General features: G+C 60.4%; 29 protein-coding genes, 1 tRNA gene and 1 pseudogene. 13 read left to right on the top strand and 18 right to left on the bottom strand.

Translation table 11 applies throughout. The features are described 5' to 3' along the window. The first annotated feature begins 120 nt into the window (after positions 1–120). Both O7A70_RS00245 and O7A70_RS00240 read left to right on the top strand, forming a co-directional pair. Positions 121–1,350, top strand: a complete 1,230-nt coding sequence (locus O7A70_RS00245; RefSeq protein ID WP_337138455.1) for a hypothetical protein — start codon at positions 121–123, stop codon at positions 1,348–1,350. Then, positions 1,337–1,960 (top strand): hypothetical protein, encoded by a 624-nt coding sequence (locus O7A70_RS00240; RefSeq protein ID WP_337138454.1) that lies wholly within the window; start codon positions 1,337–1,339, stop codon positions 1,958–1,960. Before O7A70_RS00245 ends, O7A70_RS00240 begins: the two co-directional genes overlap by 14 nt. 103 nt (positions 1,961–2,063) lie before the next feature. Here the strand turns inward: O7A70_RS00240 and O7A70_RS00235 are convergent. The 6 genes and pseudogenes from O7A70_RS00235 to O7A70_RS00210 form a co-directional block, all read right to left on the bottom strand. Continuing rightward, positions 2,064–2,464: pseudogene (locus O7A70_RS00235) on the bottom strand (AraC family transcriptional regulator); the annotation flags it as partial. Between the two features lie 107 nt (positions 2,465–2,571). Continuing rightward, positions 2,572–3,021 (bottom strand): GtrA family protein, encoded by a 450-nt coding sequence (locus O7A70_RS00230; protein WP_337138453.1) that lies wholly within the window; start codon positions 3,019–3,021, stop codon positions 2,572–2,574. Then, the gene (locus tag O7A70_RS00225) at positions 2,999–3,739 is read right to left on the bottom strand and encodes a class I SAM-dependent methyltransferase (RefSeq protein ID WP_337138452.1); all 741 of its coding nucleotides are present in this window, start codon (positions 3,737–3,739) and stop codon (positions 2,999–3,001) included. The genes O7A70_RS00230 and O7A70_RS00225 overlap by 23 nt, the downstream gene beginning before the upstream one ends. Continuing rightward, positions 3,666–4,733 (bottom strand): glycosyltransferase family 2 protein, encoded by a 1,068-nt coding sequence (locus O7A70_RS00220; RefSeq protein ID WP_337139014.1) that lies wholly within the window; start codon positions 4,731–4,733, stop codon positions 3,666–3,668. The genes O7A70_RS00225 and O7A70_RS00220 overlap by 74 nt, the downstream gene beginning before the upstream one ends. Before the next feature lie 98 nt (positions 4,734–4,831). After that, the gene (locus O7A70_RS00215) at positions 4,832–5,056 is read right to left on the bottom strand and encodes a hypothetical protein (RefSeq protein ID WP_337138451.1); all 225 of its coding nucleotides are present in this window, start codon (positions 5,054–5,056) and stop codon (positions 4,832–4,834) included. A 266-nt stretch (positions 5,057–5,322) separates the two neighbouring features. Then, positions 5,323–6,717 (bottom strand): DUF6600 domain-containing protein, encoded by a 1,395-nt coding sequence (locus O7A70_RS00210; RefSeq protein ID WP_337138450.1) that lies wholly within the window; start codon positions 6,715–6,717, stop codon positions 5,323–5,325. A gap of 635 nt (positions 6,718–7,352) precedes the next feature. On the opposite strand from O7A70_RS00210, the gene O7A70_RS00205 reads away from it, so the two are divergent. Then, entirely contained in the window at positions 7,353–8,492 is a 1,140-nt protein-coding gene (locus tag O7A70_RS00205) for a helix-turn-helix transcriptional regulator (RefSeq protein ID WP_337138449.1), read from the top strand. A 174-nt stretch (positions 8,493–8,666) separates the two neighbouring features. Then, on the top strand, positions 8,667–9,446 hold the full coding sequence (locus tag O7A70_RS00200; protein WP_337138448.1) for a DUF1194 domain-containing protein: 780 nt from the start codon (positions 8,667–8,669) through the stop codon (positions 9,444–9,446). An 87-nt stretch (positions 9,447–9,533) separates the two neighbouring features. Here the strand turns inward: O7A70_RS00200 and O7A70_RS00195 are convergent, their stop codons facing one another. Both O7A70_RS00195 and O7A70_RS00190 read right to left on the bottom strand, forming a co-directional pair. Continuing rightward, entirely contained in the window at positions 9,534–9,740 is a 207-nt protein-coding gene (locus O7A70_RS00195; protein WP_337138447.1) for a hypothetical protein, read from the bottom strand. Positions 9,741–9,977: 237 nt separating this feature from the next. Continuing rightward, complete coding sequence (locus O7A70_RS00190) at positions 9,978–10,142, bottom strand: hypothetical protein (protein ID WP_337138446.1); 165 nt, start codon at positions 10,140–10,142, stop codon at positions 9,978–9,980. Between the two features lie 145 nt (positions 10,143–10,287). Here O7A70_RS00190 and O7A70_RS00185 point away from each other — a divergent pair, with 145 nt between their 5' ends. Then, on the top strand, positions 10,288–11,004 hold the full coding sequence (locus O7A70_RS00185; RefSeq protein WP_337138445.1) for a hypothetical protein: 717 nt from the start codon (positions 10,288–10,290) through the stop codon (positions 11,002–11,004). Positions 11,005–11,476: 472 nt separating this feature from the next. On the opposite strand, the gene O7A70_RS00180 is transcribed toward O7A70_RS00185, so the two are convergent. Then, positions 11,477–11,728 (bottom strand): toxin-antitoxin system HicB family antitoxin, encoded by a 252-nt coding sequence (locus O7A70_RS00180; protein WP_337138444.1) that lies wholly within the window; start codon positions 11,726–11,728, stop codon positions 11,477–11,479. Next, positions 11,725–12,153, bottom strand: coding sequence for a putative toxin-antitoxin system toxin component, PIN family (locus tag O7A70_RS00175; RefSeq protein ID WP_337138443.1), 429 nt, complete (start codon positions 12,151–12,153; stop codon positions 11,725–11,727). The genes O7A70_RS00180 and O7A70_RS00175 overlap by 4 nt, the downstream gene beginning before the upstream one ends. Positions 12,154–12,345: 192 nt before the next feature. Here O7A70_RS00175 and O7A70_RS00170 point away from each other — a divergent pair, with 192 nt between their 5' ends. Both O7A70_RS00170 and O7A70_RS00165 read left to right on the top strand, forming a co-directional pair. Continuing rightward, positions 12,346–12,573, top strand: coding sequence for a hypothetical protein (locus O7A70_RS00170; protein ID WP_337138442.1), 228 nt, complete (start codon positions 12,346–12,348; stop codon positions 12,571–12,573). Between the two features lie 24 nt (positions 12,574–12,597). Then, positions 12,598–14,223, top strand: a complete 1,626-nt coding sequence (locus O7A70_RS00165) for a recombinase family protein (protein ID WP_337139013.1) — start codon at positions 12,598–12,600, stop codon at positions 14,221–14,223. Here O7A70_RS00165 and O7A70_RS00160 read toward each other — a convergent pair. Beyond that, positions 14,180–14,256 (bottom strand) — tRNA-Met (locus O7A70_RS00160). The genes O7A70_RS00165 and O7A70_RS00160 overlap by 44 nt on opposite strands. 239 nt (positions 14,257–14,495) lie before the next feature. On the opposite strand from O7A70_RS00160, the gene O7A70_RS00155 reads away from it, so the two are divergent. Next, complete coding sequence (locus O7A70_RS00155) at positions 14,496–15,455, top strand: Gfo/Idh/MocA family protein (protein WP_337138441.1); 960 nt, start codon at positions 14,496–14,498, stop codon at positions 15,453–15,455. Positions 15,456–15,692: 237 nt separating this feature from the next. Here the strand turns inward: O7A70_RS00155 and mnmA are convergent, their stop codons facing one another. Continuing rightward, entirely contained in the window at positions 15,693–16,886 is a 1,194-nt protein-coding gene (gene mnmA / locus O7A70_RS00150) for a tRNA 2-thiouridine(34) synthase MnmA (protein WP_337138440.1), read from the bottom strand. A gap of 287 nt (positions 16,887–17,173) precedes the next feature. Between mnmA and sciP the strand changes: the two genes are divergently transcribed. Continuing rightward, complete coding sequence (gene sciP, locus O7A70_RS00145; RefSeq protein ID WP_006203587.1) at positions 17,174–17,449, top strand: CtrA inhibitor SciP; 276 nt, start codon at positions 17,174–17,176, stop codon at positions 17,447–17,449. A 62-nt stretch (positions 17,450–17,511) separates the two neighbouring features. On the opposite strand, the gene O7A70_RS00140 is transcribed toward sciP, so the two are convergent. After that, positions 17,512–18,438 (bottom strand): NADP-dependent oxidoreductase, encoded by a 927-nt coding sequence (locus O7A70_RS00140; RefSeq protein WP_337138439.1) that lies wholly within the window; start codon positions 18,436–18,438, stop codon positions 17,512–17,514. Positions 18,439–18,527: 89 nt separating this feature from the next. On the opposite strand from O7A70_RS00140, the gene O7A70_RS00135 reads away from it, so the two are divergent. Then, on the top strand, positions 18,528–18,926 hold the full coding sequence (locus O7A70_RS00135) for a winged helix-turn-helix transcriptional regulator (RefSeq protein ID WP_140770061.1): 399 nt from the start codon (positions 18,528–18,530) through the stop codon (positions 18,924–18,926). Positions 18,927–19,035: 109 nt separating this feature from the next. On the opposite strand, the gene O7A70_RS00130 is transcribed toward O7A70_RS00135, so the two are convergent. Then, a complete protein-coding gene (locus O7A70_RS00130) occupies positions 19,036–19,413 on the bottom strand; it encodes a flagellar export protein FliJ (protein ID WP_027146385.1) in 378 nt (125 codons plus the stop codon). Between the two features lie 451 nt (positions 19,414–19,864). On the opposite strand from O7A70_RS00130, the gene ctrA reads away from it, so the two are divergent. Beyond that, the gene (ctrA, locus tag O7A70_RS00125; RefSeq protein ID WP_006203583.1) at positions 19,865–20,560 is read left to right on the top strand and encodes a response regulator transcription factor CtrA; all 696 of its coding nucleotides are present in this window, start codon (positions 19,865–19,867) and stop codon (positions 20,558–20,560) included. 159 nt (positions 20,561–20,719) lie between these two features. Here the strand turns inward: ctrA and O7A70_RS00120 are convergent, their stop codons facing one another. Next, the gene (locus O7A70_RS00120) at positions 20,720–21,088 is read right to left on the bottom strand and encodes a response regulator (RefSeq protein WP_027146386.1); all 369 of its coding nucleotides are present in this window, start codon (positions 21,086–21,088) and stop codon (positions 20,720–20,722) included. A 244-nt stretch (positions 21,089–21,332) separates the two neighbouring features. Then, positions 21,333–21,962, bottom strand: coding sequence for a histidine phosphotransferase ChpT (gene chpT / locus O7A70_RS00115; protein ID WP_027146387.1), 630 nt, complete (start codon positions 21,960–21,962; stop codon positions 21,333–21,335). A 385-nt stretch (positions 21,963–22,347) separates the two neighbouring features. Between chpT and O7A70_RS00110 the strand changes: the two genes are divergently transcribed. Continuing rightward, positions 22,348–22,884, top strand: a complete 537-nt coding sequence (locus O7A70_RS00110) for a DUF1134 domain-containing protein (protein WP_245262388.1) — start codon at positions 22,348–22,350, stop codon at positions 22,882–22,884. A 154-nt stretch (positions 22,885–23,038) separates the two neighbouring features. Continuing rightward, on the top strand, positions 23,039–24,193 hold the full coding sequence (locus O7A70_RS00105; protein ID WP_337138438.1) for a hypothetical protein: 1,155 nt from the start codon (positions 23,039–23,041) through the stop codon (positions 24,191–24,193). A gap of 41 nt (positions 24,194–24,234) precedes the next feature. Here the strand turns inward: O7A70_RS00105 and O7A70_RS00100 are convergent, their stop codons facing one another. Then, positions 24,235–25,029, bottom strand: a complete 795-nt coding sequence (locus tag O7A70_RS00100; protein ID WP_337138437.1) for a TrmH family RNA methyltransferase — start codon at positions 25,027–25,029, stop codon at positions 24,235–24,237. Positions 25,030–25,148: 119 nt separating this feature from the next. Next, on the bottom strand, positions 25,149–25,493 hold the full coding sequence (locus O7A70_RS00095; RefSeq protein ID WP_027146391.1) for an ArsR/SmtB family transcription factor: 345 nt from the start codon (positions 25,491–25,493) through the stop codon (positions 25,149–25,151). Between the last annotated feature and the right edge of the window lie 142 nt (positions 25,494–25,635).

Genomic DNA, 25,635 nt, shown 5'->3' with positions numbered 1-25,635 from the left:
AACGACTTCCTGCTGCAGAAGGAACCGAAGCGGCGCGGCATCGTTGATCCTTAACATCAAGTCGCAGACGGGGGCTTCAAGTCTGGCTGACGAACTTGACGCTTTCGATGGACCGATTTTATGGCTGGCAGCGCCATCGACCCAGGCTCGCCATCGCAGAGTGTGGCGCCATCACCTGTGGAGACACAACTGGCGCTTGGAGACATGGCCCGCGCCAACGCTGGCGGTCGTCTTTGGGTCATCGCCGCTGCGGTTCCGCTCCTGTTCATGATCAGCGGGCTTGTCATTCGGTATGCTGCATTCCAATCAGTCTCGGCCATACCAGGCTTCGAAGCTTATGCGCGTGCGCTCTGCAGGTGGGACTGCGCGTGGTATGTGGACATTTCCGAACACGGCTACGAGCGTTTTCCCATTCCAGGCCAAAGCAACGTCGGACGCTGGGGCTTCTTTCCATTGTATCCCATGCTCGTGACGACTCTTAGGTTTGCTTTCCCTTTTTCCACGATTCTGATCGCGACGATCACCTCGATTGCATGCAGCTACGCCGCCTGCATTGTGGCATGGCCACTTCTGGAGAAGAACATGCGCGCTTATATACTGTATTGCGCATTCCTGCTTAGCGGCCCGTTCTCCTTCCACTTCACCACGTTCCTTACCGAACCTCTATTCGTGCTCCTGACGTCGTGCGTCTTTTTGGCGCTCAAGCGATCCAACTACCTGGCCGCTGGCGTTTCATGCGCTTTGCTGTCGGCAACGAGGCTGGTCGGGGTCCTTGCTGTGTTTGCAATCGTCATCCAAATGTTCGAGCAGCACCGCCAGCAGGGCGGGTCGGCGGTGTCTTTCCCGCGATGGGTGCTTGGTCGTCCGGATATGCTCGTAGCTATCTTCATCTCGCCCGCCGGCTTGTTTGCTTACATGCTCTTTTTGTATCTCACTGTCGGGGACGGGTTTGCGTTCATGCACGTCCAGCGCGCGTTTGGGCGGGTTGCTGGCGATCCGCTCCTTTTTCTATGGGACGGTCTCGCTGCTGTGCCGACAAAAGGATGGCTGCCCACGGCGCCGCAATGGAGCGCGCTCGCAGCGATCATAGGGCTGACCCTATCGGTCGTTCTGGCGGCTCGCAGGCGATATGGCGCTGCGCTCTTCTGTGCGAGCAGCATCATCCTGCCGTTGATCACCAACCTGGCTTCCATGGTTAGATACGTCATTGGGCTTGCGCCGCTGATGATGTTGATTGCCGAGCTGCTGTCGGTATCGAAGCTGACTTATCTCGTGATTTTGGCTCTTTTCCTGAGCGCATGTTATTTCATGACTTTGGCGTGGATTGGAGGCTATCTTGCCCTGGTCTGACAGCCTGTCACCCTGTGGCCGTGCTGCCTCGACTGGCGGCTACGCGCTGGCGTTGGTTCTGGCCGTGTCCGAGATCATCATCCTCGCACTCGCTCTCAATCCAGATGTCAACGCCGATTATCGGGCCTATTACATCGATCGCACGACGACCTGCCTCAATCGCGATGCGGTTGGCAGCTACACTCCTAGCCAGACGGTATCGTTTCGGTCCGACGGCGCCAAACAAGCAGTCGGCATGATGGTCTGCGGTTGGTCGGGCCCGGTAGCCGACGGAACCCATTCGCTGGGCGAGACCTCTCGGTTAAGACTGAAAATACCTTCGCTTCGCGACGGGCTAACGGCAACGCTACAAATGTCCGCCGTCATTCGTCCACCACAGACCACTCAAAGGGTAATGATCTCGGTGAACGGAGTTCGGGTACACGAGGTAACACTGTCGAGCAAAGACCCGACGACGATCTCGTTCGCAATCCCGCACGCAGCGTTTGCCAGCGCAAAGGTACTCGAAGTGACTTTCGATTATCGCGACGGGATTCCGCCAAGCCCGGCCGCCAGCAAGATCTACAAACGCGCCATTAAATTGGTATCGTTTCGGCTGGACGCCGGCTAGAGCACTTCGCCGTTTTGCGGAAGCGATGAAGTGCTCTAACTCTTTGATTTGACGCAATTCCGGACGGAAACGCCCCTTCACAATTTTCTGGAGTTGCCCTATTTCAGCAGCACAACAGTTCCGTGATTATCTCATGTGCCTGTACCTCCCGGATGGAGGACAGCCAGCGTTGGCAATAGTTCGGGAAGTCGCGTGCCTCCTCGCCGCTGGCCGGCAGCCAATCGCGACAAGGTAGAGCGCGGCGGCTCGAGATCATTGCAGCACTGCGCAGCGTCCGCCGGGGTCACGCCAGCTTTCATTTGCGCGTCGTTCGCCTCGATCGGCTGATCGGTCCGGGACGCAGGGCTCCCTTTCGGAACGGAAGATCAATGAAAGTAGGGCTTGTCTGCGGCGACAAACCATTCGCTTTGCGCCAGGCCCTGAACCGCTTGAAGGTGTCTTCGAGCGTCACCGGTCCCCGCGATGCTCGATGATCACCACCGGCGTAGGTGGCACATCACGGATCGTTCCTTGCGTTGGAAGCCGTGATTCAGCAAGCGGCTTTGGAGCAGTTCATCGTTTCCGCGAAACGGTGAACTGCTTTAGTACAAATCTTTCTGGCGGATCACCCATCAGCCATCGCCGGACTGATCGGGAATGTGTTCTGCAAAGACCCATCGGTCGAGCACGACGAAATTGATCGCGGGCACGAGCAAGCAGGTAATCATGATGGGAAAGATGAGCGGCAGGCCCAGCTTCGCCGTCAAAAGCGCCGGCGCGCCATAGGCGACAGCCAAGCCGATCGCCGCCAGCAAGAGAAAACGCGGAGCCTCTGATCTATGCGACCCGCGCGATATGAAGGTTACTGACCTGTGCGCGAGATAGGAAAACAACGCCGCGGCTGCGTAAGCTGCAAGGGACGCTCGGACGGGGCTGAAGCCGAACTGTTCCGATTTGACAAAGGCGGCTGCCAAGGCGGCATACAGGATTGTGGCGACGATGCCGACCAGGCCGAAGCGCGCCAGAAGCTTTAGGGCGGCGGCGCCGGCAGACCGATGCTCAGACAAGCCCGCTACACGCATACTGGGCTCCAAGCGGCAGCAGCGCCAGGGCACGTTCAACCTTTCTGGCGAACCCGCCGGCCGACGGGAGCAGCAGGAAGTGCTCGGATCGAACCTCCCTAAAGCCTGCTTGGCGAAAGAGGGCCGCTGCTGTGACCGCGTTGAGCAGGACCGCGTCTTGGTCGAACGGACACCGGACCACCGCCAGACGCGTCAGCGGATTATAGGGATTGTGCTCGATGATGCAGGCGACGCCGCCTTGCCGCACGACGCGTCGCATCTCGCGAAAAAAATCGAGCCAGGATGCGGGCGAAACATGATGAACAACACAACTGGCAAAAGCCAAGTCGAACACGCAGTCGTCATAAGGCAGGCTTGTCGTGGTGCATGTTCTATAGACGACGCCCGGATTGTCCTCGCTGGCGCGCTGGATCGACCCTTGCGAGACGTCGCAGCCATCCAGGCGCTCGAAAGCGCCCTCTAGATAAGGATGGAGCGAACCGACACCGCAGCCGACATCAAGCGCCCGCACCATGGCTCCCCGGCGACGAAGTCCTCGCTCGGCGACTAGGCGCCGCAGCAGGTCGGCCTTTGCGACCAAAAAGAAATCATGCTTGAGTCCCGAAAAGCGGATCGACCCATCGATCGTCTCTGCATAACTGGATCTATAGCTGTCGAAGAGTTCGGACACTGGGAGCGACTCCGTTCTTGGGCTTGCGAAATGATCTCCGGCGCCCATCAGCGATGGCACGCACCGGCTCGTCGAAGCCGGTAAGCCGATTGATCACGTAAAGAGGGCGGCGTTTCACCTCGGCGTGGATGCTACCGACATAGAGGCCGACCACGCCGGTCATGAAAAGATTGATGCCACACAGGAACGATACGATCACCACGGTGGACGTCCAGCCGGCAATGACGCCGGTTCCAAAAATCCAGGCGAACACGGCATAAGCGCCAAAGGTCAGCGCAAGTGCGGAAATGGCCGATCCGCCCCAAAGCGCAAAGTGGAGCGGCTTTTCCGAGAAGCCGACAACGGCGTGGACGGCAAGGTGCATCATCTTCCAGAAAGGGTATTTGGTCTGGCCGATGGTCCTCGGGGGGCGTTCGAATTGCACCGCCGCTTGCTTGAATCCCATCCAGCCGAACATGCCCCTGACGAAGCGATCATGTTCAGGCATGTGTCTGAAAACATCCAGCGCATGGCGGCCGACCAGGCGGAAGTCCCCGACGTTGCGCGGGATGTTGACCGGCGTCATCTTTTCCAGGAAACGGTAGAAAAGATCGGCGCTAAGCCGCTTGAACCTGGATTCGCCCTCTCGCTTGACACGGCGGGCATAGACGATCTCGAAACCTTCCTTCCACTTTGCTACGAGATCAAGAACGACCTCCGGTGGATCTTGCAGGTCTGCATCCATGACGATGACGGCATCCCCCGCAGCAGCATCCATGCCAGCCGTGATCGCAATCTGGTGTCCGAAATTGCGGGAAAGCTCGATAAGCCGGAAGCGAGGTTCGGCGGTGACCACCCGCCGAAGGTATTTGACGCTGCCGTCATGACTACCGTCATCGACAAAAATCGCCTCGGTCTCTCCGTCCAGCCGACTGATCAGTGACCTGATCCTTTCGATCAGTCGCGGCAGCACTTGTTCTTCATTATATATCGGCAGGACCAGCGAGTAGCGCGGCGACGCGTTCACTCCCGTCCCGACGCTTTGGATCACAGAGGCTCGCATGCGGATGAAAATGAAAGGGCCGCACCAAAGTTCCATAAGACGTAGCTAATTTAGGAAATTTAGATATTGCGGAACCGCCTGAGGCAACCACAAGATCTTTAACCCGCGAGACCGCCGTCGCGATGTTCAACGGCATGAATGATCGCTTCATAAACGCTACCGATCTCTTCATCGATCTCCTGAATTGGGATGCCTTCGACGGCGGCGGCCCGCAGGGCCTGGTCTGCCATATCGGTCACAAGCCGGCCCGGCTCGTCGGTTGGCCCTTCCGGCATATGTTCGGAAATCCATTTGTATAGAAAGTCGGCACCGCGGGTGCTCATGGCAGTTTCTGGATAACGACCTCTGTCTGTTACCCATCCTAGGTTTGTCTCGGCAGATGTCAGGCCTTTCGAAATAGCCTCGGGCGAGGTGACGTTTCACCCTCTTGGGGTTGCATGTCTACCCTGTGTTCGTTGACGGGCGTTCCGCGCTTCCAGCCGGTATAGAGAGAGCAGGCAGCAGCGAAGGAAAGTGGCGAGGGTTCGCAGTTTTTCGCGCATTGCCGTTCAGCGGCACCGCGATGGAATAATCGCGGTGCCGCGCACAGCTAGCAGTTCGCGTCAGTCTGCGGATCGCACGCCTTGTTTTTTTGCTTCTGTGGCTTGGGCTTGGCCGCCTGCTCGGGCTCGGCCTGCTGCGGCTCGGCGGCGGGCTGCTTCTTGGCCTTCGGCTTCTCAGGCTTGGCCGCCTGCTCGGGCTCGGCCTGCTGCGGCTCGGCGGCGGGCTGCTTCTTGGCCTTCGGCTTCTCGGGCTCGGCCTGCTGCGGCTCGGCGGCGGGCTGCTTCTTGGCCTTCGGCTTCTCAGGCTTGGCCGCCTGTTCCGGCTCGGCCTGCTGCGGCTCGGCGGCGGGCTGCTTCTTGCCCTTCGGCTTCTCAGGCTTGGCCGCTTGCTCCGGCTCGGCCTGCTGCTGCTCGGTGGCCGGCTGCTCCTTGGCCTTCGGCTTCTCAGGCTTGGCCGTTTTGCCGGGCTCGGCCTGCTGTTGCTCGGTGGCCGGCTGCTCGCCGACCTTTGGCTTCTCAGGCTTGGTGGTGCCTTCGGGCTTAGCCTGCTCGGTCGTTGCAGCGCCTTCGGTCGGCTTCGATTTCCGGCTAGCCTGAACCTGCTTTACCTCGTCAATGTCTTTGAGCTTGGCTGGTTTGGCCTTAGGGTCGGCTTTCACCTCACCTTCAAAGACAGCGACCGTATTGTTTTCCAGTTTGCCGGACTGCTCGAGCGCGTCGGTCTTGCTAACCTTGACGGTAGTCACCTTCTGGTTCGTCTCTTTTTCGATCACATCGACATTAATGATTTTGTTGATCACCACATTGTTCTGGATCGTCACGTCGCCGGCCGGCTCGGCCGCCTCGACGATGCGCACAAACTCCGGCTCATCACGGATAACGACGGTAGAAATGTCGGCAGCAAGGAATTCGCGGGTGGGGACCACAACCCAGTAATAATCAGGCGTCGTGTCGAAGGTCACCTCGATTGAGATCAAATCCGGATCGCGGCGCGGCGGCAGCGGAGCCCAAATCATGTGCTCCCTGTCACGACGCCAACTCACCCATGCTGGCGCCCAACGAGTGCCCGGAACCCAGTACCAGCCGATATCGTCGGCATAGCCCCACCGGCCGTAATGGTACGTCGCCCAGCCGAATGGCTCGTCGGATACCCACAGCCAGCCATACTGATCGGTATAGGCCCAGTGTCCAACGGTATACGGACGCCAATCGTCAGGTACATCAACCGGCACGAAAACGGACGCGCCGTGGTACGAAACCCAATCACCATGGGAAGACAGGTCTTCGTAGAATGTGCTGATCGAAACCTGGGTGGCAGCCATCGCCTCGGACACAAGCGACAATGGCATAATCGGGTTGGGAATCTCGACGACCGTGAGCAGACAGGCGGTTACGCCGCCCAGCATCAGTCGGACCGCATTTTGGGCAAGGACGCGTTTCATAACTTCCTCCGAAACAGGCGCCCTTCAACTTAGAAACTCGCCGGCTGTCGGATTGTTCCACCTTGCTAACGTTGCCCGCATCCCTCACACAACGGCGTCGCACAATGATACTGGCAATCAATTGAGGCGGTGAACCTGGTCATCACCGCCGTCACAGATGCGTGCCGAAGACGCAATGGAACGGGAAGCGCTTTGCGCACCGGCCATCACGGTCGCCTGGGTTGAGCATGCCATAGAGTCATCCCGCGAGGTTGGGAGGTGTTTCTTGCACTCAACTACGAAACCCAGCGTCGCGCTGTGCCTCTTGTGCCACCGCGCAGGCAATTCCATCTGGCTAGGCATTGTTGCGCTGGGTTGGATGAACGAATGGCTGGTTTCAGGGAGACCGCAGGCGCTCGCGAGTGGCTTAGATGAGCGCAAACCCGCCGATTTTCCGCGCCCAAGATTGACCGGTTCGCGTCAAGAGCCAAGCTTTGCAGGCGACAATCGGTCTTAACATTGTGCTGATTAGACGGCGCGTCCCGAAATAGCTGGCCATTACGACCCTGAAGATCCGACCGGGGTTCATGGTTTGCCGGATCCGTGGTACTTTGAAAGCGTGTCCTAGCCCATGCATCACCTGGGTAGATCCGTATATGGCTGCCAATCGGGCAATCGCGTTCGCGATCGAGAATTGCTACGACGCCGCTTTCGAATTCGGGCGGTGGCCGGACGCGCTTCAAAAGCTTGCCGATGCCCTGGGTGCGACGAGTTGTGTTATCCGCGCCTGTGACGACACCCATCCTTTCCGGAGCGACCAGCGCAAGCGGACCACACAGACGCCGGATTCGACGGAACATGCTGAATTTTCGGCGCTCTGGCTCAACAACATCGAAGGTGCTCCCGATCCCCGTTGCGAGAGGTTGAGCCTGCTGGCGAAACCCGCAACCTGCTTCACCGTCGAGGACGAACTCACCACCCCCGAGGAGAGAAGGTTTCTCCCCTACTATCAGGAAATAGCTCTCCCTGGGCACCGTGAGTGGTGGGCAGCCGTCTACTTTGTGGTGAAGAAACACAGGTGGTTCCTGTCGATGTTCCGCGATGCCCGCAGCGGGGCCTTTGATTTGTCGGAGTCCGACCATTTCTTGCGCGTGGCGCCGGACCTGAGGCGGATCATCAGCCTGGCCGAGAAGATCTGGGAGATTTCGCTAGGCCCGACTCTGGCCGTCCTCGACCAATTCAATTTTGGCGCTGCGCTGCTTGATCACCGTGGCTGCCTGGTGCGTTGCAACGAGCATGCGGATGCTTTGTTCGGTTCCGGCCTTGTGATCCGCCATGGCCGCATCCACGCAGCCGATCGGGAGAGCGATACCCGTCTGCAGCGGATGATCGGGGCTGCCGTCTCAAGCGCACTGGACGGGCCGTTACTGGCTGATCCTGAAGTCATCGCCCGCGACGGATCGTTCTGGCTTCTAGCCGAGCTCGTGCCGATGACTTCATTCGTGCGCGACCTTTTCAATGGCGGCGACTTTCTGCTTTGCTTCACCGACCTTGTGAGGGAACGGGCGCCATCGGAACGGTTGCTCGGTCAAACATTTCAACTCACGGCGGCCGAAGCGCGACTGGCCTCAAGCCTGAGTTCGGGCGATGGTATCGATGCGGCGAGCGCCCGATTGGCGATTGGCCGCGAAACGGCGCGAACTCAACTCCGGGCGATCCTCGCCAAAACGGGAACGCATCGCCAGGCCGAGCTCACGGCGCTACTTTCGCGCTTGCGAACGCCTTCACGACCCTGAATGGCGTTCCTCACCCCATCGGGTGAAGCGCGCAGACGCTAGCCAACGCACACTTCCCCATCGGATCGCGAGATCGCGCCTGTGGCGCCGGGGGTAGTGCGGTTGGCAAAATCGTTTGGCCGGAAAATTCGACCCGTCCCGCCCAAGATGCGGCGGCCAGCAAGATCGTACCTCATGGCACTGGCGCTGATTGCCAGCTATCCCTGCTCACCATCGGCGGGGGCCGAACCCGGAACACTCGGCGTTGACCTTGAGCTGGTCCTTGCCGTGGACGTCTCATCCTCGATGAGCCTGTCGGAGCAACGGGTTCAGCGCGACGGTTACGTCAATGCATTTCGGCACGCGGACCTCGCGAGAGCCATAGGATTGGGCGCTCGTGGTACGATCGCGGTTTCGTATCTCGAATGGGCTGGGCCGAACTATCATCGCGTTCTCCTGCCCTGGACGATTATCGGTAGCTACGCAGACGCAAGACAGTTCGCCGACGCCTTGGCGATCGAGCCTATTAGCGCGCAACCAGGGACCTCCATTTCGGGCGCTATTCTGTCGGCGGGCGACCTGTTTTCACAGATCCGTACCGTAGCCGCGCGCCGGGTGATCGATATTTCGGGTGATGGTCCCAACAATGCCGGCCTGCCGGTCGCACCGATACGGGACAGACTGACCGGCTCCGGCATCACTATCAACGGCCTGCCCGTGTCGCTGCGGCGCGGTGGTTCCAATGCCTTTCAATCCTATGGCGCGCGCTATCTCAATCTTTATTACGAGCATTGCGTCATCGGTGGCCCAGACGCTTTCGTGATCGGGATTGACGACCTCAATCTGTTCGAAGTCGCAATTCGGCAAAAACTGGTTCGGGAGATCGCTGGCCTTGCCTCGCGACCCAGGCTCGCCTCCTATTTGGCAGGCAGCCCGGTGTTCGACTGCTCCATTATCGGAACCATCCCACGGTAGCCCACAGCCGTCCTCGACAGTTTACCGATCGGCATCTGGGAGAGACGATCACGACGTTCTGGGCCGGCCGAAGCTCCCCTGTCTGAGTCACAGCTCGGCGCGTTTGGCTCCAGAATTTGCTCGCTTGTCACTCGTGTTTTTGTACGCCGGAGGGTGGTCCGCTTCGAAAGCAAACAGCGTAGGCAACGCCTGATGTTGGCGCAACCGCAACCTCCAGTATGTCGCCAACATGTCTGCTTTCAGCCAGCGCCAGCGGTTCACCTCAACGGCCGGAACCAGGCGCATTGCTGCCATTCGGTCGTGAACTCTCCGATGACCAAGCGGGTCAAATTTGCCTGTTTGTTGCTAGGTCATTTGCGTTCCAGACGCACGCCATGCCCGCCCCATTCTCTGGGATGAACTCAATACCGACAGGATCTGATGCATTGGGGACCGCTGCGTTGCGTATTATTCTAATCTTGGAGCGGGCGCCTCGCTCAAAATCGACTGCGGTAGGCCACATCCCTTCGCGGCGTCCGTCAATTCGTCTGTCTATTCGCCTTCCGTCGCGCTTACCTTGATTCCGCGCCGCTCGGCGTACTCGATCAATGCGAGTTCTATGACCGAGGTGATCGAGCGCCGTTCTGTTTCAGCAAGCTGTTGAGCCAACGCCAACACCGGCGGATCAAGGCGGGTGGTGAACGGCTTTTTTGTCATTTTCGCTCTACGGCTTGATATTTGATTTCAAAGGGCACATTGATATGCACGTGCAATGAACATGCATTGCACGTGCAGCGGCTGGCTAGAATGCGTCAACACTCCAGCCAGCCTGACTACAACCAAGCTGATTGGAGCTCGGATCATGGCTGATTCCGACAATACCATGACTTTGCCTTTCGTCACCCGCAGGCGACTGCTTGCGGGAGGGATGATCACATCCACCGCATTGGTGCTTGAGAAAAGTGCGCTCGCCGGCAACGCTGTTGCCACGAGTGCGCCGCCCGACCCAGCGCTGACACTTTGGCGGGAATGGCAGACAGCCTGCAAGCTGACGGAGCGGCTTTGCCGCAGGCAGCAGCGCCTGGAGACGAAGCTCGTCGAGATCGTCGGTTTTCCTTGTGCGACCGTCCGCCTGCCCGAGGGTGAGGACGTGATGGTTCACTCCATCAGGGCGCTCAATGAAGTGCTTGGCAAAGGACCGGATATGACGGCTCTGCGCGAGACAGCCGAGGCTGATTTCACGGCGCATCAGACACGCTGGGATGCTGCTGCCGAGGAGACCGGTTACACCGCCGCGCTCAGAGCCGAGCGCGAGGCTGGCGAGCGGGCGGGAGAACTTTTGGAAGCGCTCTCAACTACCCCCGCCACGACCCTCGCCGGCGTGGCGGGCAAGCTCGATGCCGTGTTGCGCGAGGGCGAGGCCTGGGAGGATTGCTCCGAATTCCCCTGGCCGCAAATCCGCTCGGCGCTCAGCGATATGGTGCGCATTGCCGAGCAGAGGATGCCGGAACAGTTCTTTCCCGGCGAGCGGCGTCCCAAGCTCCGCAGGCGGCGGGCTGGCTGCTGTTTCCGCGCCTGAAGGACGAAGATGGAGGCGAGCTATCAAGATGCTTCCAACCCAAATTCCGGCTTCAGCCGAGCCCCTCGACTCGCAGCGAAGCATCTGCCTCCCGTCGCCCTTCGACCGGTAGGGAGTTGCCAGCACCGGACGCCTCCAACTGTGACACCGCCTTGAAAAAGGGACCCTGCTGAAGCCCCAGCGGCAGCGCAAGCCCTGTGGGGAAAGACACCGCGACTACAATCGCGTGGCGCGCTTTCTCGGCGCATTGCGACGGGCAGACAGAGGAGTTTCGATTCTGATTTCGGGTATTCACCGATCTTCAGGCGAGTTCGCCCGATTCCGAATCGCAAGCAGCGTCAGGGAAAGCTCGTCCATGCCCGTCCCAATAAGGGAGACTATGTCCGCCAAGGCAACTGCCTGCGGGCAGTTTCCGGCCCGGCGCACGCTTCGGACGCAGGCAAGGCTCCGGCACGAGCGATCCGGCGGTGTGCTACTCCGGCAATTCGTCGCCCTTGATCGACGCCTTCCCTTTGCCGGCCCGCTTCAGGATGTCCAGCGCCTTGGGTATGTCGGCACGGGCAGCGCGTTCCTGAAAGTAGCTTTCCGTGCGCAGCGCCGAAAGCTTCTCAGCGACTGCCACGTTAATAAACTGGTTAAGCGGCACGCCTTCGCTCTCCGCCACCTTGCGGGCCTCATCGAGAAGCGAGAGCTGAAGCCGCAGCGCGAAATTGCTTCTCCTCATGTCTTTCTCTCCAATCGTCTTAGCGCCTCACCCGGCGACAGGACTATGATACCGAAGCGCTCGGCCACCTTGCCGAAGTCGCGCAGGTTGAACGTCACTATAGCCTCCGCCCGTCCGTTTACCGCAGCTTCCAGCACCATGTCGTCGTCCGGGTCGCGAACGGCGGGTCGCCAAAGGAAGACAAGGCGAACCGGCTCGGCGACGGCCGCCACGGCATCCAGCAACACGTTCACGTCCTCAGCCGACAAGGCGGAAGCCTCAAGGTGCTCGGGCCTTGTCATGACCGCCTCGTATTCGATCATCAACGGCACCGAAGCGATGAGCGTCAGCCGGCGCTCCAAAGCTGCCACCAACAGTTGGCGTGAGGCGCCAGCGTCACTTCGGATCGCCGCCACCATGATCGCCGTATCGAGAAGCAGTCTCATGCAGCCATATTGGATATCGCGCGCGATATTGCAAGACGATCGAGCTTTTGGTAATCTGGCCTGGCTTCGGAATTCCAAATCGCAGTGCTCAAGTATTTGCACGCCACACTACGACAGCGCGGAAAACTTACTTGTCTTGATGATCATCACGCCGCTCAATGCCCGCGATCTTCGCGGAAGAGCGGGCATAACATGGTGGATGAGGCCAGACCTGGGAACGACAGCGCAGGCTATGATTACACGGCCGACATGTCGGCACGAGACATGGCTGAACGAGCCGTCCTGTCGATCGCCCGTTTGTTGGGTCGGCGGATTGCTCGGGAGCATTTCGGGGAATTGCCGCCGGCCAACGACAACAAAGCTCACCCTCTTGAGAAAGCATCGTCAGAAGGGGAGGATGGTGACGGCGGCGGAGATTAGCAAACAGAGGCAGAGGAGCGGTCCATGACCCGTGTCGCGCTGTACGCTCGTTACTCATCCGACAACCAGCGCGAAGCCTCTATCGAGGATCAGCTGCGGCTTTGCCGAGAACTCGCGGCCAGGGAGAAGTGGACTGTCGTTGGGACCTATGCCGACGCCGCCATATCCGGCTCAAGCATCATCCGTCGACCAGACATCCAGCGGCTTCTCGCCAATGCTCAAAGCGGGCAATTCGAGATCGTTCTAACTGAGGCACTCGATCGCCTATCACGCGACCAGGAGGACGTAGCCGGCCTCTTCAAGCGGCTACGCTTTGCTGGTGTCCGAATCGTCACTCTCTCCGAGGGCGCCGTAGACGAGCTGCACGTGGGCCTCAAAGGAACGATGAACGCGTTGTTCCTGCGCGATCTTGCCGCCAAAATCAGGCGGGGCCAAAGCGGCCGCATATTGAACGGCTACAACGCCGGCGGCCTCTCCTACGGCTATCGCGTGGTCAAAAAGCTCGATGAACGCGGCGAACCGATCCGCGGCCTGCGTGAGACCGATGAGATGCAAGCCGACGTCGTGCGTAGGATTTTTCGGGAGTTCGCGGCTGGGCAATCGGCACGCACGATAGCTGCAGGCCTCAACAAGGAAGGTATCCCGTCACCCTTTGGTGGTGCGTGGGGCGCCTCGACCATCAATGGCAATCTCAAACGGAGAAGCGGCTTTCTGTACAACGAAGCCTATATCGGGCTGCTCGTCTTCAATCGTATCCAAATGCGCAAGGATCCCGAGACTGGCAAGCGCATCTCGCGGCCGAATCCGCCGGAAACCTGGCAGGTCGTTGAAGTGCCGCATCTGCGTATAATTGACGATGAGCTGTGGGACGCGGTGCAAGCACGCAAGAAGCTTTATGGAGGCATGAAGCTCCATCACCGTCGACGGCCGAAGCACATGTTCTCTGGGCTTGTCCGGTGCGGCCACTGTGGCGCTTCTTATACGGTGAAGAACGGAGACCAGCTTGCTTGTGCCGCGCACCGTGAGAAAGGCACTTGTACCAACAACAGGACGATCCGTGTTGGCGAGCTTGAGAAGCGTGTGCTCGCTGGCATCCAGCGGCGCTTGCTGGCCCCAGATGCCATTGCGGGTTTCCTTGCTGAATATCGTGCGGAGCATAAGCGACTGAACGCCATGAACCGCGAACGGCACAGGGAAGTCGAAAGGCGGCATGCCGGCATCGACCGGCAGATCACTAACATCGTCGATGCCATCGCTGACGGTGTCGCGACGACCAGCATGAAGTCGAAGCTGCTGGACCTCGAACGCGAAAAGGAGAATCTAGCCCGAGAGCTTCGGGCGATGGCGGCCGGTGAAAGCGTTGTGGAGTTTCATCCGGCAGCGGTGACGGTTTACCGTCGGCAGGTATGCGAGCTCCAGGACGCCTTGCAATCCGATGAGCGCGAGCGCCACGACGCGGCGAGGATCATCCGCTCGCTGGTCACGGGGATCGATATCATTCCGACGGAGGGTAGGGGACAGGTTGAGCTGAAAGTCCGCGGTGCGCTCGCGGAGCTTCTCAACCTGCCAAATCGTAAACCAGGAACAGCGCCTAACGCTGCATTGATGGTAGCGGGAGAGGGACTTGAACCCCCGACCCCAGGATTATGATTCCCGTGCTCTAACCAACTGAGCTACCCCGCCAGGGCGGCGACAGGCCCGAAATCCGCCTTAAATCGAAAGGCATTTCGAGGCGTTCGCCAAGGTCGCGCGGATATAAGGTTGGGAGGGCGAGCCTGTCAAGCTTCGATGCATTCGATATCGGGGCATATTCTCGATGGAGAAAAGCTTTGCCGCGCGAACAGCTGGTTGCAGCCGCCGGGGTTGAGTTCGACGGGGCACGTCGCTATGTCTCGGCCACGAGTTTTTAGAGTTTGAAACAGATGAAGCCGCGCATTGCAGTCCTCGGTTGCGGATACTGGGGCTCCAACCACATCCGCACCCTCAAGGCGCTCGGCGCGTTGCACGCGGTTTCCGACACCAATCGTGCCCGCGCCGAAGGTTTCGCCAGCGAACAGGACTGCCTGGCGATCGCGCCGGACCAGCTGTTCGTCCGCGACGACATCGACGCCATCATCATGGCCTTGCCGCCGCAGTTCCATGCCGATCTTGCCGTGCGCGCCGTCGAGAACGGCAAGGACGTGCTGGTGGAAAAGCCGATCGCGCTGACGGTGCCGGATGCCGAGCGCGCGGTGCGAGCGGCCAAGGACAATGGCCGCGTCTACATGGTTGGCCATGTCCTGCGCTTCCATCCCGCCTTCGAGACGCTGAAAGGCCTGATCGACAAGGGCGAGCTCGGCGAGGTACGCTACATCCATTCGCACCGGCTGGGGCTCGGCAAGTTCCATACCGAGAACGATGCGCTATGGGACCTCGCGCCGCACGATCTGTCGATGATCCTGGCCATCACCGGCACCGAGCCGATCGAGGTGCGCGGCGAGGGGGCGGCACTCCTCGACAATCTCAGCGATTTCGCGCATCTGCACATGCGCTTTCCCAATGGCCTGCGCAGCCATCTTTTCACGTCGCGGCTCAACCCCTATCGCGAGCGGCGGCTGACCGTGGTCGGCACCAAGGCGATGGCGGTGTTCGACGATGTCGAGCCATGGGAGCGCAAGCTCGCCGTCTACCGCCACGCGGTGTGGCAGGACAGCGGCCAGTGGGCGTTCACCACCAATGAGCCGTCCTATGTCGCGGTTGCCCAGGGCATGCCGCTGACCCGCGAACTTGAACATTTCATCCAGTGCATCGGGACGCGCGCCGAACCACGCACCAGCGGCGAGGAGGCGATCAGGGTGCTGCGCATCCTGACGGCCGGCACCGTCACACACACCAAATCCTGAGACTGTTTGGAAATTCTACTCTGGCGGCCATCTGATGGCGTTTTCTGCGCTACTACGGCGCCGCGCGTCCTCTGGACGCGCAAAGGACACCGTAGCACTTGATTTGGCGCATGATCCTTTCCGAAATCGCTTTTCGATTTTCGGGGTCATGCGCTGCTCACGGACGCAAATGTCCGCTGCGCTCCGGTTCTCGAAACCACCACCATATGACTCGCCAGAGCGAATTTCGAAACACTCTCAAAGGTCGGCGGGAACCTGCGCCGGCTTTTCGGCGAGCCGGCTCAGCATCGCTTCGGCTTCGGCGCCGCGCTCTGAGCGCACGATAAAGCCGCCGCCGAAGACGCGGGCCTCGTTGCCGTCGTCGGAATAGAGCACGCAGGCTTGTCCGGGAGCGATGCCCGATTCGCCATCGGCCAGCTCGACCGAGGTCACGCCTGCCTCGTGGCGCAGCATGGCCGGCCGTGGCGGCCTGGTCGAGCGCACCTTGGCGAACAGCTCGATGCCGCCGGCGGGCACATCGGCGAGCGCGCCGTCTCCCAGCCAGTTCATGTTGCGCAGATAGATCTTGTGCGTTTCCAGCGCCTCGCGCGGGCCGACCACGACACGGGCGCGCTCGGCGTCCAGATGGACGACATAGAGCGGCTCGCCGGACGCGATGCCGATGCCTCGGCGCTGGCCGATCGTGTAGCGCAGAATGCCCTCGTGGCGGCCGAGCACGCGGCCGTCGATATGGACGATGTCGCCCGGGTTGGCGGCAGCCGGCTTCAGCTTGGCTATGATGTCGGAATATTTGCCCTGCGGCACGAAGCAGATGTCCTGGCTGTCCTGCTTGGCGGCGACCGTCAGCCCCATCTCCTCGGCGATGGCGCGAACCTGCGGCTTCGACAGGCCGCCGAGCGGAAAGCGCAGATAATCGATCTGCGCCTGCGTGGTGGCGAACAGGAAATAGCTCTGGTCGCGGTCGGCGTCGACCGGCCGGTAGAGGGCGCGGTGGGCGCCATTGGCCCCGGAGCGGATGTAGTGGCCGGTGGCCAGCGCGTCGGCGCCGAGATCCTTGGCAGTGGCCAGAAGATCGGCGAATTTGACCGTCTGGTTGCAGGAAACGCAAGGAATGGGCGTCTCGCCGGCGACATAGCTCTCGGCGAAGGGGTCGATGACCGCCTTGCGGAACCGCTCCTCATAATCGAGCACATAATGCGGAATACCCAGCGTCTCGGAGACGCGGCGGGCATCGTCGATGTCCTGGCCGGCGCAGCATGATCCGGCCCGATGCGTTGCCGCGCCATGATCATAGAGCTGCAAGGTGACGCCGACGACATCATAGCCCTCGCGCTTCAACAGGCCGGCGACCACGGATGAATCGACGCCGCCCGACATGGCGACGACAATGCGGGTCTCTTCGGGACGTCTGGGAAGGTCGAGACTGTTCATGGTGCTTTCATTCTGCGGCAGCTCAAATGCCAATGTCGAGAATATAGGTCAAGCTTTCATGCGGCGCCAGCTTGCAGGACGACCCGCGGCGTATGGCGAACGCTTTGAGTGGGTACATTCCTCCCGGCTAAAACAGGGTTTCCAGCCGGATATTTCAAATGCCCGCTAAAAGACTAACGCGGCGTTCACGATCCTTACCTAGTCATTAGGGTCTGCTTAGGCAATTTTTAAAGCTGTGGCGGTAAGGTGGCGGGGATTGGGTCTTTGAGTTTTTTGTAGAGAGTACGATGACCGATCTGGTTAGACCTAGAGTCAAATACGTTATCGGGCCTGACGGCAGCCCTCTTACGATTGCCGATCTGCCGCCGACGAACACGCGTCGCTGGGTTATCCGGCGTAAGGCGGAAGTGGTTGCAGCGGTGCGCGGCGGACTTTTGAGCCTTGAAGAGGCATGCCAGCGCTACAAGCTGACCACGGAGGAATTCCTGTCCTGGCAAGCGTCGATCGACGAATACGGCCTTGCCGGGCTGCGCACCACGCGCATCCAGCAATACCGGCACTAGGCCGGTCTCACCACGATCGAAGGGCGCGGCATGCCGCGCCCTTTTGCTTTCGGTGTCGCCGCTCAGACCGTCAGCGTTACCTTGCCAATCGGCCTGGTGGCGAGAAAGGCGTGGGCGGCTCCCGCCTGATCGAGCGGAAAAGTCCTGGCCACGTGGACCGCAAGCTTTTGCGCGTCGATCAACCCGGCGAGCTCAACCAGGCCCTCTCGGTCGGGCACCACCGACATGCGCTCGACCCTGATATCGCGCGAACTGGCGTCGGCGCGCGTGGCGTCGTTGACGTTGAGCAATGATACCAGCACGCCGCCGGGCTTCAGCACCTTCAGCGAGCGATCGGCATGGTCGCCGCCCACCGGCTCCAGCACCAGGTCGATGTCGCTGATCTGGCTGGTGAAATCACCTTTGGTGTAGTCGATCACCTCATCGGCGCCGAGCTTGCGTACGAAGTCGAGCTTGCCCGGGCTGGCCGTGGCGACGACGTAAGCACCACGCGCCTTGGCGATCTGCACGGCCAGATGGCCAACGCCGCCAGCTCCGGCGTGCACCAGCACGCGCTGGCCTGATTTCAGTCCGCCATGACGGACAAGGCCTTGCCAGGCGGTGAGACCGGCCAGTGGCAATGCGCCGGCCTGGATGTGGTCCGCCCGCGTCGGCTTCAGCGCGATCTCATCGGCCGGCACGGCCGCCAGTTCGGCATAGCCCGCGGCCTGCTTGGGGAAGCGCGGCATGCCGAACACTTCGTCGCCGACCTTGAAGCTGGTGACGCCGGCGCCCAGTGCCTCGACCGTCCCCGAAATATCCCAGCCAAGGATGAAGGGTGGCTCGCCGAGCAGCGGATAGTTGCCGGCGCGCACCGCGCCATCGACCGGATTGATGCCGGCCGCCTTGACGCGGACCAGCACCTCGCCGGCCTTCGGTGTGGGATCGGGCAATTCGGCGGTGACAAGAACGTCGGGCCCGCCAACGGAATTCTGGGTTACGGCACGCATGAAATCTCTCCTGCTTGATTAGCGCCACTATCATTTGGAGAGTAAGGGCCTATTGTCCAGTATGCACCTTTTTGATATATAGGCACCTCATGGATAGTGATTGCGACTCCCCCCTCGGCTACGATGCGTTCCGGCGGACATGTCCGTCGCATACCGTTTTGGAGATGCTGGCCAGCAAATGGGTCTATCTGGTGGTCTGCGCGCTGCGCAACGGCCGGCAGCGCAATGGCGCGCTTGCCCGCAAGCTCGAAGGCATCACGCCCAAGATGCTGACCCAGACCTTGCGTGTGCTGGAGCGTGATGGCCTGGTGCGGCGAGAGGTCTATCCGGTCATTCCGCCGCGCGTCGAATATGAACTGACCGAGCTCGGCCTGAACCTGGCGGGACTGCTTACCCAGATCAGATCATGGGCGGAGCAGCATGCGCCCGATATCAAGGATGCCCGCGCAAGGGCGATCGCCGGAAACGAGGTGGACTGGGCTGCCTAGGTCTTGCGTGCCACCCGCGCTTTCGTGGCGGCCGCCGGCGCCGGAATTCAAGCTGTCGCCCGACAGGGTGCGCGCTTGCGCGCGCCAAATAGCGCCGATGTCGGCTGGTTCAGCCGATCATGGCGCTGCGGCCACCGGTTTCGGCCTCGCGAATCTTGGTATCGCGCGATTCCAGCATCTCAGCCTTGGAAAGCTCCGCTTCAGCTTCGCCGAGTAATGATTCGGCGGCGCTTCGCTGCTGGGCGAGGTCGCCTTGCGAGTTCCTGAGATTGTCGCGGCGCAGGCGCGCGGCCTTGGCGAAGGTCGGATAGGCGAAATGATTGATATCTGTGATGCCGGCTTTCTTTTCCTCGGCGGTGATCTGAAGCTCCAGTTCGACGGCCATGCGCTCGAACTCGGCGATCATCATGTCGAGCTGCAGCATCTGGCGACGCTTCTCATTCACCTGAAACTGTTTCAGCCGAACGAGGTTTTCACGTGACTTCATGATTCGGTACTCCCGGAAACGCACACCCGCACATATCGTCCAAACCACTTGGAAAGGCCCAAGCGCTGCCCGTATCCACCGGCTTTCCCCGCACTATAGGAAACAAAACCCTAAAGTTTTTTGCCGACGGTAACCATTCGTTTACGGGCATTGTTAATCATACGTGTCAGGGCTTAAGGCCGGGTAAAAATTCCGGCCGCCGAAGCGAAGCCGCGTCGATGAGTCCCTGGAGTCACTTAGTCCAGGTTATTAATGTGTCGCATTAGGAATTTTGGTCTGTGATTCGTTATTAGATTCAAGAGGGTGTAGAAAGGGGTTAAAAAATCTGATACCGTATTCGACGGAAAATTAGGTTTTGTTAACCATTCGATGGCAGCCTCTATACCAGGCAACCACTGCTCCGGGGCAGGACGGGTCGTGAAATGGTCCGGCGGCAGAAAAGGGGAATGAAATGCGTGTTCTGCTGATAGAAGATGACAGTGCAACCGCACAAAGCATCGAGTTGATGCTGAAATCGGAAAGTTTCAACGTCTATACGACAGACCTCGGCGAAGAGGGTGTCGATCTGGGCAAGCTCTACGACTACGACATCATCCTTCTCGATCTCAACCTGCCAGACATGTCCGGCTACGAGGTCTTGAGAACGCTTCGCCTCTCCAAGGTGAAGACGCCCATCCTAATCCTCTCCGGCATGGCCGGCATCGAGGACAAGGTACGCGGCCTCGGCTTCGGCGCTGACGACTACATGACCAAGCCGTTCCACAAGGACGAGCTGGTGGCGCGCATTCATGCCATCGTGCGCCGCTCCAAGGGCCACGCCCAGTCGGTCATCACCACGGGCGATCTGGTCGTCAACCTCGACGCCAAGACCGTCGAGGTCGGTGGCCAGCGCGTGCACCTCACCGGCAAGGAATACCAGATGCTGGAGCTGCTCTCGCTGCGCAAGGGCACCACGCTCACCAAGGAAATGTTCCTCAACCACCTCTATGGCGGCATGGACGAGCCGGAACTGAAGATCATCGACGTCTTCATCTGCAAGCTGCGCAAGAAGCTCGACGCCGCGTCCGGTGGCCAGAACTACATCGAGACCGTCTGGGGCCGCGGCTACGTGCTGCGCGAACCGGAAGACATCCGCGTCAGCGCCTGAGCGCGGCCGGCAGAGCTTTTCTTAAAAAACCTGGCCATATGAACTGACCCCCGAAAGTTGGACGCAACCTTCGGGGGTTTTGCATTGTGGAATGACAATTATTGTTTTTGCACCGCGAGACGGCGGACCGCCACGCGGTTTGCCTGGAATAGCTTCCGTTCAGGCAGCGATCTTCAAGGCGCGAAAGCGTTCGAGCAGTTGCGGGCGATTAAACGGCTTCAACAGATAACCCTGGGCGCCGGCGCGCTTGGCCCGCATGATCGACGCGATATCGAGCTCGACCAGTGAGATCAGGATCTGCGGCCTGATCGGGCTTTCCATCGCGCGCAGGCGCCGGATGAGGTCGATCGCCTGCACGTCCGGCAGGGCGCCATCGATGACGATGATGTCGGGCATGTCGGCGGCGCACATCTCCAGTGCGTCAAGCCCGCTGGCTGCCTCGATGACCATCATGTCGGAACCGCCCAGGATGCGTTTTGCAACCTTCCTGATGACGCTTGAATCGTCGACGAACATGCAGCGTTTCATTTCCGGGTCCTCTTTGCCCTTGGACAATCCGGTCGTGCGGGGCATCTGCGGCGTAGCCTAGACCGATCTGGTAAAGAAGCTGAAAAGCCGTTAGGTAAAATTTTTGCAAAGATGCCGTTAGGCTAATTTTTCCTTGCGGATGCTTCGACGTTGCCGGCGTGTCAAAGGTCATCGCGCCCGATTGCCGTGTCAATAAAATATTTCAGATTGAAATACTTTGTCCGGTCGCGCTGCCGCGCCGATTTCAGACCACCGAAAGGACGATTTCTTCAGCCGTCGCATGGATCGAAATCGTCATGTTGGCCTCGCGGGCCAACAGCAGCGTGTAATAGGGCTGCACCGAATGAGCGTCGATCGGCTCCTCCGGCTTGTGACCGGAATGCAGTTCGAGGAATTTCGGCGGCACACGCAGCATCGGCCCGCTTGCCGAAAGCGAAAAACGCGGCTCGGTTTCGAGATTTTCGAGCGTCACTACCAGCTTGCCGCCGCGCGGAATGGCGGCATTGGCGACGAGGAGCAGGTTGAGCAGCAGCTTGACCTTGTTCTTGGGCAGCAGCGCGCGGATTCCGTTCCAGACCAATTCGGGCTTTTCGTTCTTGAGGAAGGCGATGGCGACGGCCTCGGCATCTCCGGTGTCGATCATCATGCCCGCCGAACCGGCGGCGCCGAAGGCGATCCGGGCGAACTGCAAGCGGGCCGAGGCGTTCTTTGCACTCTGGCGGATGAGCCGCATGGCGTCTTCGTCGGCGCCGCCCTCGTCGAGCAGTTCAAGCCCGTTATTGATCGCGCCGACCGGCGAGATGATGTCGTGGCAGACGCGGCTGCACAAAAGCGCCGCCAGGTCGGGAGCGGAAAGGGTGAACAGTTCGGCCATCGGCGAAATCCCTGCAAAATCTTCCAGTTCGTGGCCGAGCGATCGATCTTCGCGCCTGCCCACACGAATCACGCTTCAACCCAAGGCTTTCTGAATACACAGCGCCCGCGCGTGCAGCAACAAATCCAAATTGTCGTCATGGCATATGGCGCATTCACGCAGGCTGCGTGTCCCCTTGAGCGGCCAAACAGCCTTCGAACCGCCATCTTCATGTGGGAGTTTAATGGTTGAAAAAGGATTACGGCATAGTTTGCCCCTAACAGTCATCCTTAACGGCCGCCTAAAGAGCCGTACGGATGCGAGGCGTCGGCGAAAGTGCTTCATGACGGAGATTGGAAGCATGTTTTCCCGATTGTATGACCGGAGTTTTCTCCGTGCCCTCTCAATGGCGTTCACGCTCATGGGCGTTCTCGTCTTCACGACATCGCCCTTGCGGGCCCAGGAGTACACCGCTCAGGAGATTGTCGATTCCGGCCACAAGTTCTTCGGCGCGACGTCGGGCGGGTTGGCCACGGTCGTGGAGAAGATTTTCGCCTCCTACGGTTTGCCCAACGGCTATCTGCTCGGCGAGGAGGGATCCGGTGCGCTGATCGGCGGCCTGACCTATGGCGAAGGCACGCTCTACACCAAGAATGCCGGCGATCACAAAGTGTTCTGGCAAGGCCCGTCGCTGGGCTGGGATTTCGGCGGCGAGGGGTCACGCGTGATGATGCTGGTCTACAATCTCGACGATGTCGGCAACCTCTACAATCGCTATGGCGGCGTCGCCGGTTCGGCCTATGTGGTGGCGGGTGTCGGCTTCAACGTGCTGAAGAACAATAATGTGCTGCTGGTGCCGATCCGTACCGGCGTCGGCGCCCGGCTCGGCGTCAATCTCGGCTACTTGAAACTGACCGAGCGGGCGACCTGGAACCCGTTCTGATCCGTCCGATATGATGGAATCGGGACCGTTCGATCAGATTCCCGAGCCACGACCCGAATGAGCCGCGGCAAGCCCTTGCCGCGGTGCCGGATTTCCGCCATGCCAAGATGGCACGGTCCAGCCTTCCAAGTTGTCGTCGATAACGGGTAGTCCTTTGGTTCAGTCGGTCCTGTTCTTTGCCCTCGGCTTTCTCTGTGCCGGCTTTCTGGCGCTGATGGTGGCTCCGGCCGTCTGGCGGCGTGCCGTCGCCCTGACCCGCAGGCGCATCGAAGCCTCCATCCCGCTGACGCGAGCTGAAATCCAAGCCGACAAGGACCGGATTCGGGCCGAGTACGCCATGTCGACGCGCCGGCTTGAAATCAACGTCAAGACGTTGCGCGAGAAAGTGGCCGAACAACTCGTCGAGATCAATCGCGGCCACGAGGCCCTGAAGGGGCTGGCGGTCGAGCGCACGGACAAGAACCATGCGCTCGCCGAACTCGGCGCCAAGAACGAAGCGCTGCGGCAACGCGAAGAGGAACTGCATCAGCTTTCGGAGCGGCTCAAGGAAACCGAACGAAAACTGGAAAGGCGGGCGCTCGATCTCGAGAAGCTGGAGCACATGTATGACGATGCCAGTTTTGCCTCCAGCAGCCGCCAGATCGAGCTCGTGGCCCGCGAATCCGAATTGCAGAAGCTCGCCAGCGACATCTCGCTGCTGCGCGGCCAGCGCAAGGAAGCGGACCGGCGCAGCCAGGAGATCGCGGCCGAAAGCAAGGCCGCGCGCGATGCCCTGAAGGCCGAGACGAGAAGGGCCGCCGAACTCGACAAGAAGGTCGAGCGGCTGCTGGCAACGCTCGCCGACCGCGAGGACAAGCTTGATCGGCGCGAAAAGGAGTTGGCGCGGTTGCGGGAAAAAGCGAAAGCCGAGGACGGCGCATCGGCCTTGCGGCTGGTCGGCAAGCCCGATGAAGCGGGGCGGCATGACGAGGCCGGCAAGCGCGGCGACATGGACCGGGCGATTGCCAAGCTCGACGGCGACCGCGAGCGGCTGGAGGCCAGGCTTACGGCGCTGGCGCGTGAGAACAAGCGCCTGAAGGCGGACCTCGGCGCCGCGGCATCGTCGGGTTTGACGAATGGCAATGGCGCCGCGCTGCGTGAGCAGATGAACGAACTGGCTGCGGAGGTCGTCCATCTGACTGCCAAGCTCGAGGGCCCCGGCTCGCCGATCGCCAAGGCGCTGGCGGCACCGCAGGAAAACCGCTCCGCCGGCCACGACCGCAGCCTCGCCGACCGCGTGCGCGCCTTGCAGAAAGCAGAAGCCGACTGACGCGGTGCGGGCTAGCCGCCTTCGTCGCACTCAAATCATCGTCAGTGCGAGAAATGATGCAAGGCAATGGCCGAGGCCGCAGCGACGTTCAAGCTGTCGAAGCCTTTCGACATGGTGATCCGTACCGTTTGCAAGCGGGAAAGCAGGCTTTCGGGCAGGCCTTCGCCCTCGGTGCCGAGGTAGAGCGCCAGCCGCTCGCGGCGCGGGGCGTCGCGTATGTCGATCCGACCGCGCGGCGACAGTGCGAACTGGTCATAGCCCCGCCGATCGAGATCCGCCGTGAACTCAGCCGTGTCGGCGAAGGACGCGAAAGGGATCTTGAGCGCGGCGCCGACCGAAACCCGGATCGCCTTGCGGTACAGCGGGTCGCAGCATGTCGTGTCCATCAGCACCGCGTCGGCGCCGAAAGCGGCGGCATTGCGGAAGATCGAACCCATATTGTCATGGTTGGCGATGCCGACAAGCACGACGACCAGGGCTTGGGAGGGCAAGGCATCCAGCAATGAGGCGGCCGGGTGCGGCGTCTCCTTGCGGCCGATGGCCAGGATGCCGCGATGCATGTGGAATCCGGCAATCGTGTCCATCACCGCACCGGCGACGACGTAGACCGGCAGGTCCGCTTGTGCCTTGCGCAGAATGTCCTCCATGCCGCCAAGCCTGTTTTCCAGGATCAGGATGGATTCGGCGCTGAAGCGGCGCGACGACAAAAGCAGGTCGAGCACCACCTTGCCTTCGGCGACGAAACGGCCTTGCCGGCCCGCCAGATCGCGCTCGCGGATATCGAGATAGGCAGCGACACGCGGGTCGCGTGGATCGTCGATGCGAATTGGGCCCATGTCCCGCTCAACAATCATGTCCCGCTCAACAATAAAGAGCGTGGCTCGTGTGCCGGGAAAGACACACGAGCCACGCTCCGGAAATCGTCAGCGAGGTAAGCGGCCGCGGCAGCGTCCGGTCAAGTCCCGGCGCGGCGCAACCTCTGCGCCATCTGGGACAGATCTTCCTTGCCGCTGCCGAAAATGCCATCCAGCATGGTGAGCAGTTCGCGCACCGCATCGGATTTGCAGGAATAATAGATCATCTGACGATCGCGCCGGGTGTCCACGATGTCGAGCGCCCGCAACTTGGCCAGGTGCTGCGAGAGAGCGGATTGGCTGAGCATCACCTTTTCGGCGATGGCGCCGACCGACATTTCACCGTCGATCAGATAGCTCATGATCAACAGCCGTTTTTCGTTGCCCATCAGCATCAGAAATTCGGCAGCCGATTCGGCGTTGGCGATTAGCTTTGTCGAGACCATTGATGCCCCATGCTGTTTGCTCATCGAGGCGCCATGGGGGCAATGGTGCCTGAATCCATAAATTCACTTGTGAAGGTGCCGACGAGTCAGCACCACATCTAAGCCTAGAACATTTCTTTCAAATCTCAAGCGTTGCTTTTGA

Origin of the sequence: Mesorhizobium sp. Cs1299R1N1 (assembly GCF_037179655.1) — a bacterium.
GTDB lineage: Bacteria > Pseudomonadota > Alphaproteobacteria > Rhizobiales > Rhizobiaceae > Mesorhizobium > Mesorhizobium salmacidum.
This window is presented reverse-complemented; position numbering and strand designations above follow the sequence as displayed.

Excerpts from the sequence above, each read along its gene's own strand:
- chpT (WP_027146387.1), bottom strand. The coding sequence starts at position 21,962 with ATGGCCGAACTGTTCACCCTTTCCGCTCCCGACCTGGCGGCGCTTTTG.
- ctrA (WP_006203583.1), top strand. The coding sequence starts at position 19,865 with ATGCGTGTTCTGCTGATAGAAGATGACAGTGCAACCGCACAAAGCATC.
- O7A70_RS00130 (WP_027146385.1), bottom strand. The coding sequence starts at position 19,413 with ATGAAGTCACGTGAAAACCTCGTTCGGCTGAAACAGTTTCAGGTGAAT.
- O7A70_RS00185 (WP_337138445.1), top strand. The coding sequence starts at position 10,288 with ATGGCTGATTCCGACAATACCATGACTTTGCCTTTCGTCACCCGCAGG.
- O7A70_RS00100 (WP_337138437.1), bottom strand. The coding sequence starts at position 25,029 with ATGGGCCCAATTCGCATCGACGATCCACGCGACCCGCGTGTCGCTGCC.
- mnmA (WP_337138440.1), bottom strand. The coding sequence starts at position 16,886 with ATGAACAGTCTCGACCTTCCCAGACGTCCCGAAGAGACCCGCATTGTC.
- O7A70_RS00225 (WP_337138452.1), bottom strand. The coding sequence starts at position 3,739 with ATGGGCGCCGGAGATCATTTCGCAAGCCCAAGAACGGAGTCGCTCCCA.
- O7A70_RS00205 (WP_337138449.1), top strand. The coding sequence starts at position 7,353 with ATGGCTGCCAATCGGGCAATCGCGTTCGCGATCGAGAATTGCTACGAC.
- O7A70_RS00195 (WP_337138447.1), bottom strand. The coding sequence starts at position 9,740 with ATGGCAGCAATGCGCCTGGTTCCGGCCGTTGAGGTGAACCGCTGGCGC.
- O7A70_RS00135 (WP_140770061.1), top strand. The coding sequence starts at position 18,528 with ATGGATAGTGATTGCGACTCCCCCCTCGGCTACGATGCGTTCCGGCGG.
- O7A70_RS00110 (WP_245262388.1), top strand. The coding sequence starts at position 22,348 with ATGGCGTTCACGCTCATGGGCGTTCTCGTCTTCACGACATCGCCCTTG.
- O7A70_RS00245 (WP_337138455.1), top strand. The coding sequence starts at position 121 with ATGGCTGGCAGCGCCATCGACCCAGGCTCGCCATCGCAGAGTGTGGCG.
- O7A70_RS00170 (WP_337138442.1), top strand. The coding sequence starts at position 12,346 with ATGGTGGATGAGGCCAGACCTGGGAACGACAGCGCAGGCTATGATTAC.
- O7A70_RS00220 (WP_337139014.1), bottom strand. The coding sequence starts at position 4,733 with ATGCGAGCCTCTGTGATCCAAAGCGTCGGGACGGGAGTGAACGCGTCG.
- sciP (WP_006203587.1), top strand. The coding sequence starts at position 17,174 with ATGACCGATCTGGTTAGACCTAGAGTCAAATACGTTATCGGGCCTGAC.
- O7A70_RS00155 (WP_337138441.1), top strand. The coding sequence starts at position 14,496 with ATGAAGCCGCGCATTGCAGTCCTCGGTTGCGGATACTGGGGCTCCAAC.
- O7A70_RS00210 (WP_337138450.1), bottom strand. The coding sequence starts at position 6,717 with ATGAAACGCGTCCTTGCCCAAAATGCGGTCCGACTGATGCTGGGCGGC.
- O7A70_RS00215 (WP_337138451.1), bottom strand. The coding sequence starts at position 5,056 with ATGAGCACCCGCGGTGCCGACTTTCTATACAAATGGATTTCCGAACAT.
- O7A70_RS00190 (WP_337138446.1), bottom strand. The coding sequence starts at position 10,142 with ATGACAAAAAAGCCGTTCACCACCCGCCTTGATCCGCCGGTGTTGGCG.
- O7A70_RS00120 (WP_027146386.1), bottom strand. The coding sequence starts at position 21,088 with ATGAAACGCTGCATGTTCGTCGACGATTCAAGCGTCATCAGGAAGGTT.
- O7A70_RS00230 (WP_337138453.1), bottom strand. The coding sequence starts at position 3,021 with ATGCGTGTAGCGGGCTTGTCTGAGCATCGGTCTGCCGGCGCCGCCGCC.
- O7A70_RS00095 (WP_027146391.1), bottom strand. The coding sequence starts at position 25,493 with ATGGTCTCGACAAAGCTAATCGCCAACGCCGAATCGGCTGCCGAATTT.
- O7A70_RS00140 (WP_337138439.1), bottom strand. The coding sequence starts at position 18,438 with ATGCGTGCCGTAACCCAGAATTCCGTTGGCGGGCCCGACGTTCTTGTC.
- O7A70_RS00175 (WP_337138443.1), bottom strand. The coding sequence starts at position 12,153 with ATGAGACTGCTTCTCGATACGGCGATCATGGTGGCGGCGATCCGAAGT.
- O7A70_RS00180 (WP_337138444.1), bottom strand. The coding sequence starts at position 11,728 with ATGAGGAGAAGCAATTTCGCGCTGCGGCTTCAGCTCTCGCTTCTCGAT.
- O7A70_RS00200 (WP_337138448.1), top strand. The coding sequence starts at position 8,667 with ATGGCACTGGCGCTGATTGCCAGCTATCCCTGCTCACCATCGGCGGGG.
- O7A70_RS00165 (WP_337139013.1), top strand. The coding sequence starts at position 12,598 with ATGACCCGTGTCGCGCTGTACGCTCGTTACTCATCCGACAACCAGCGC.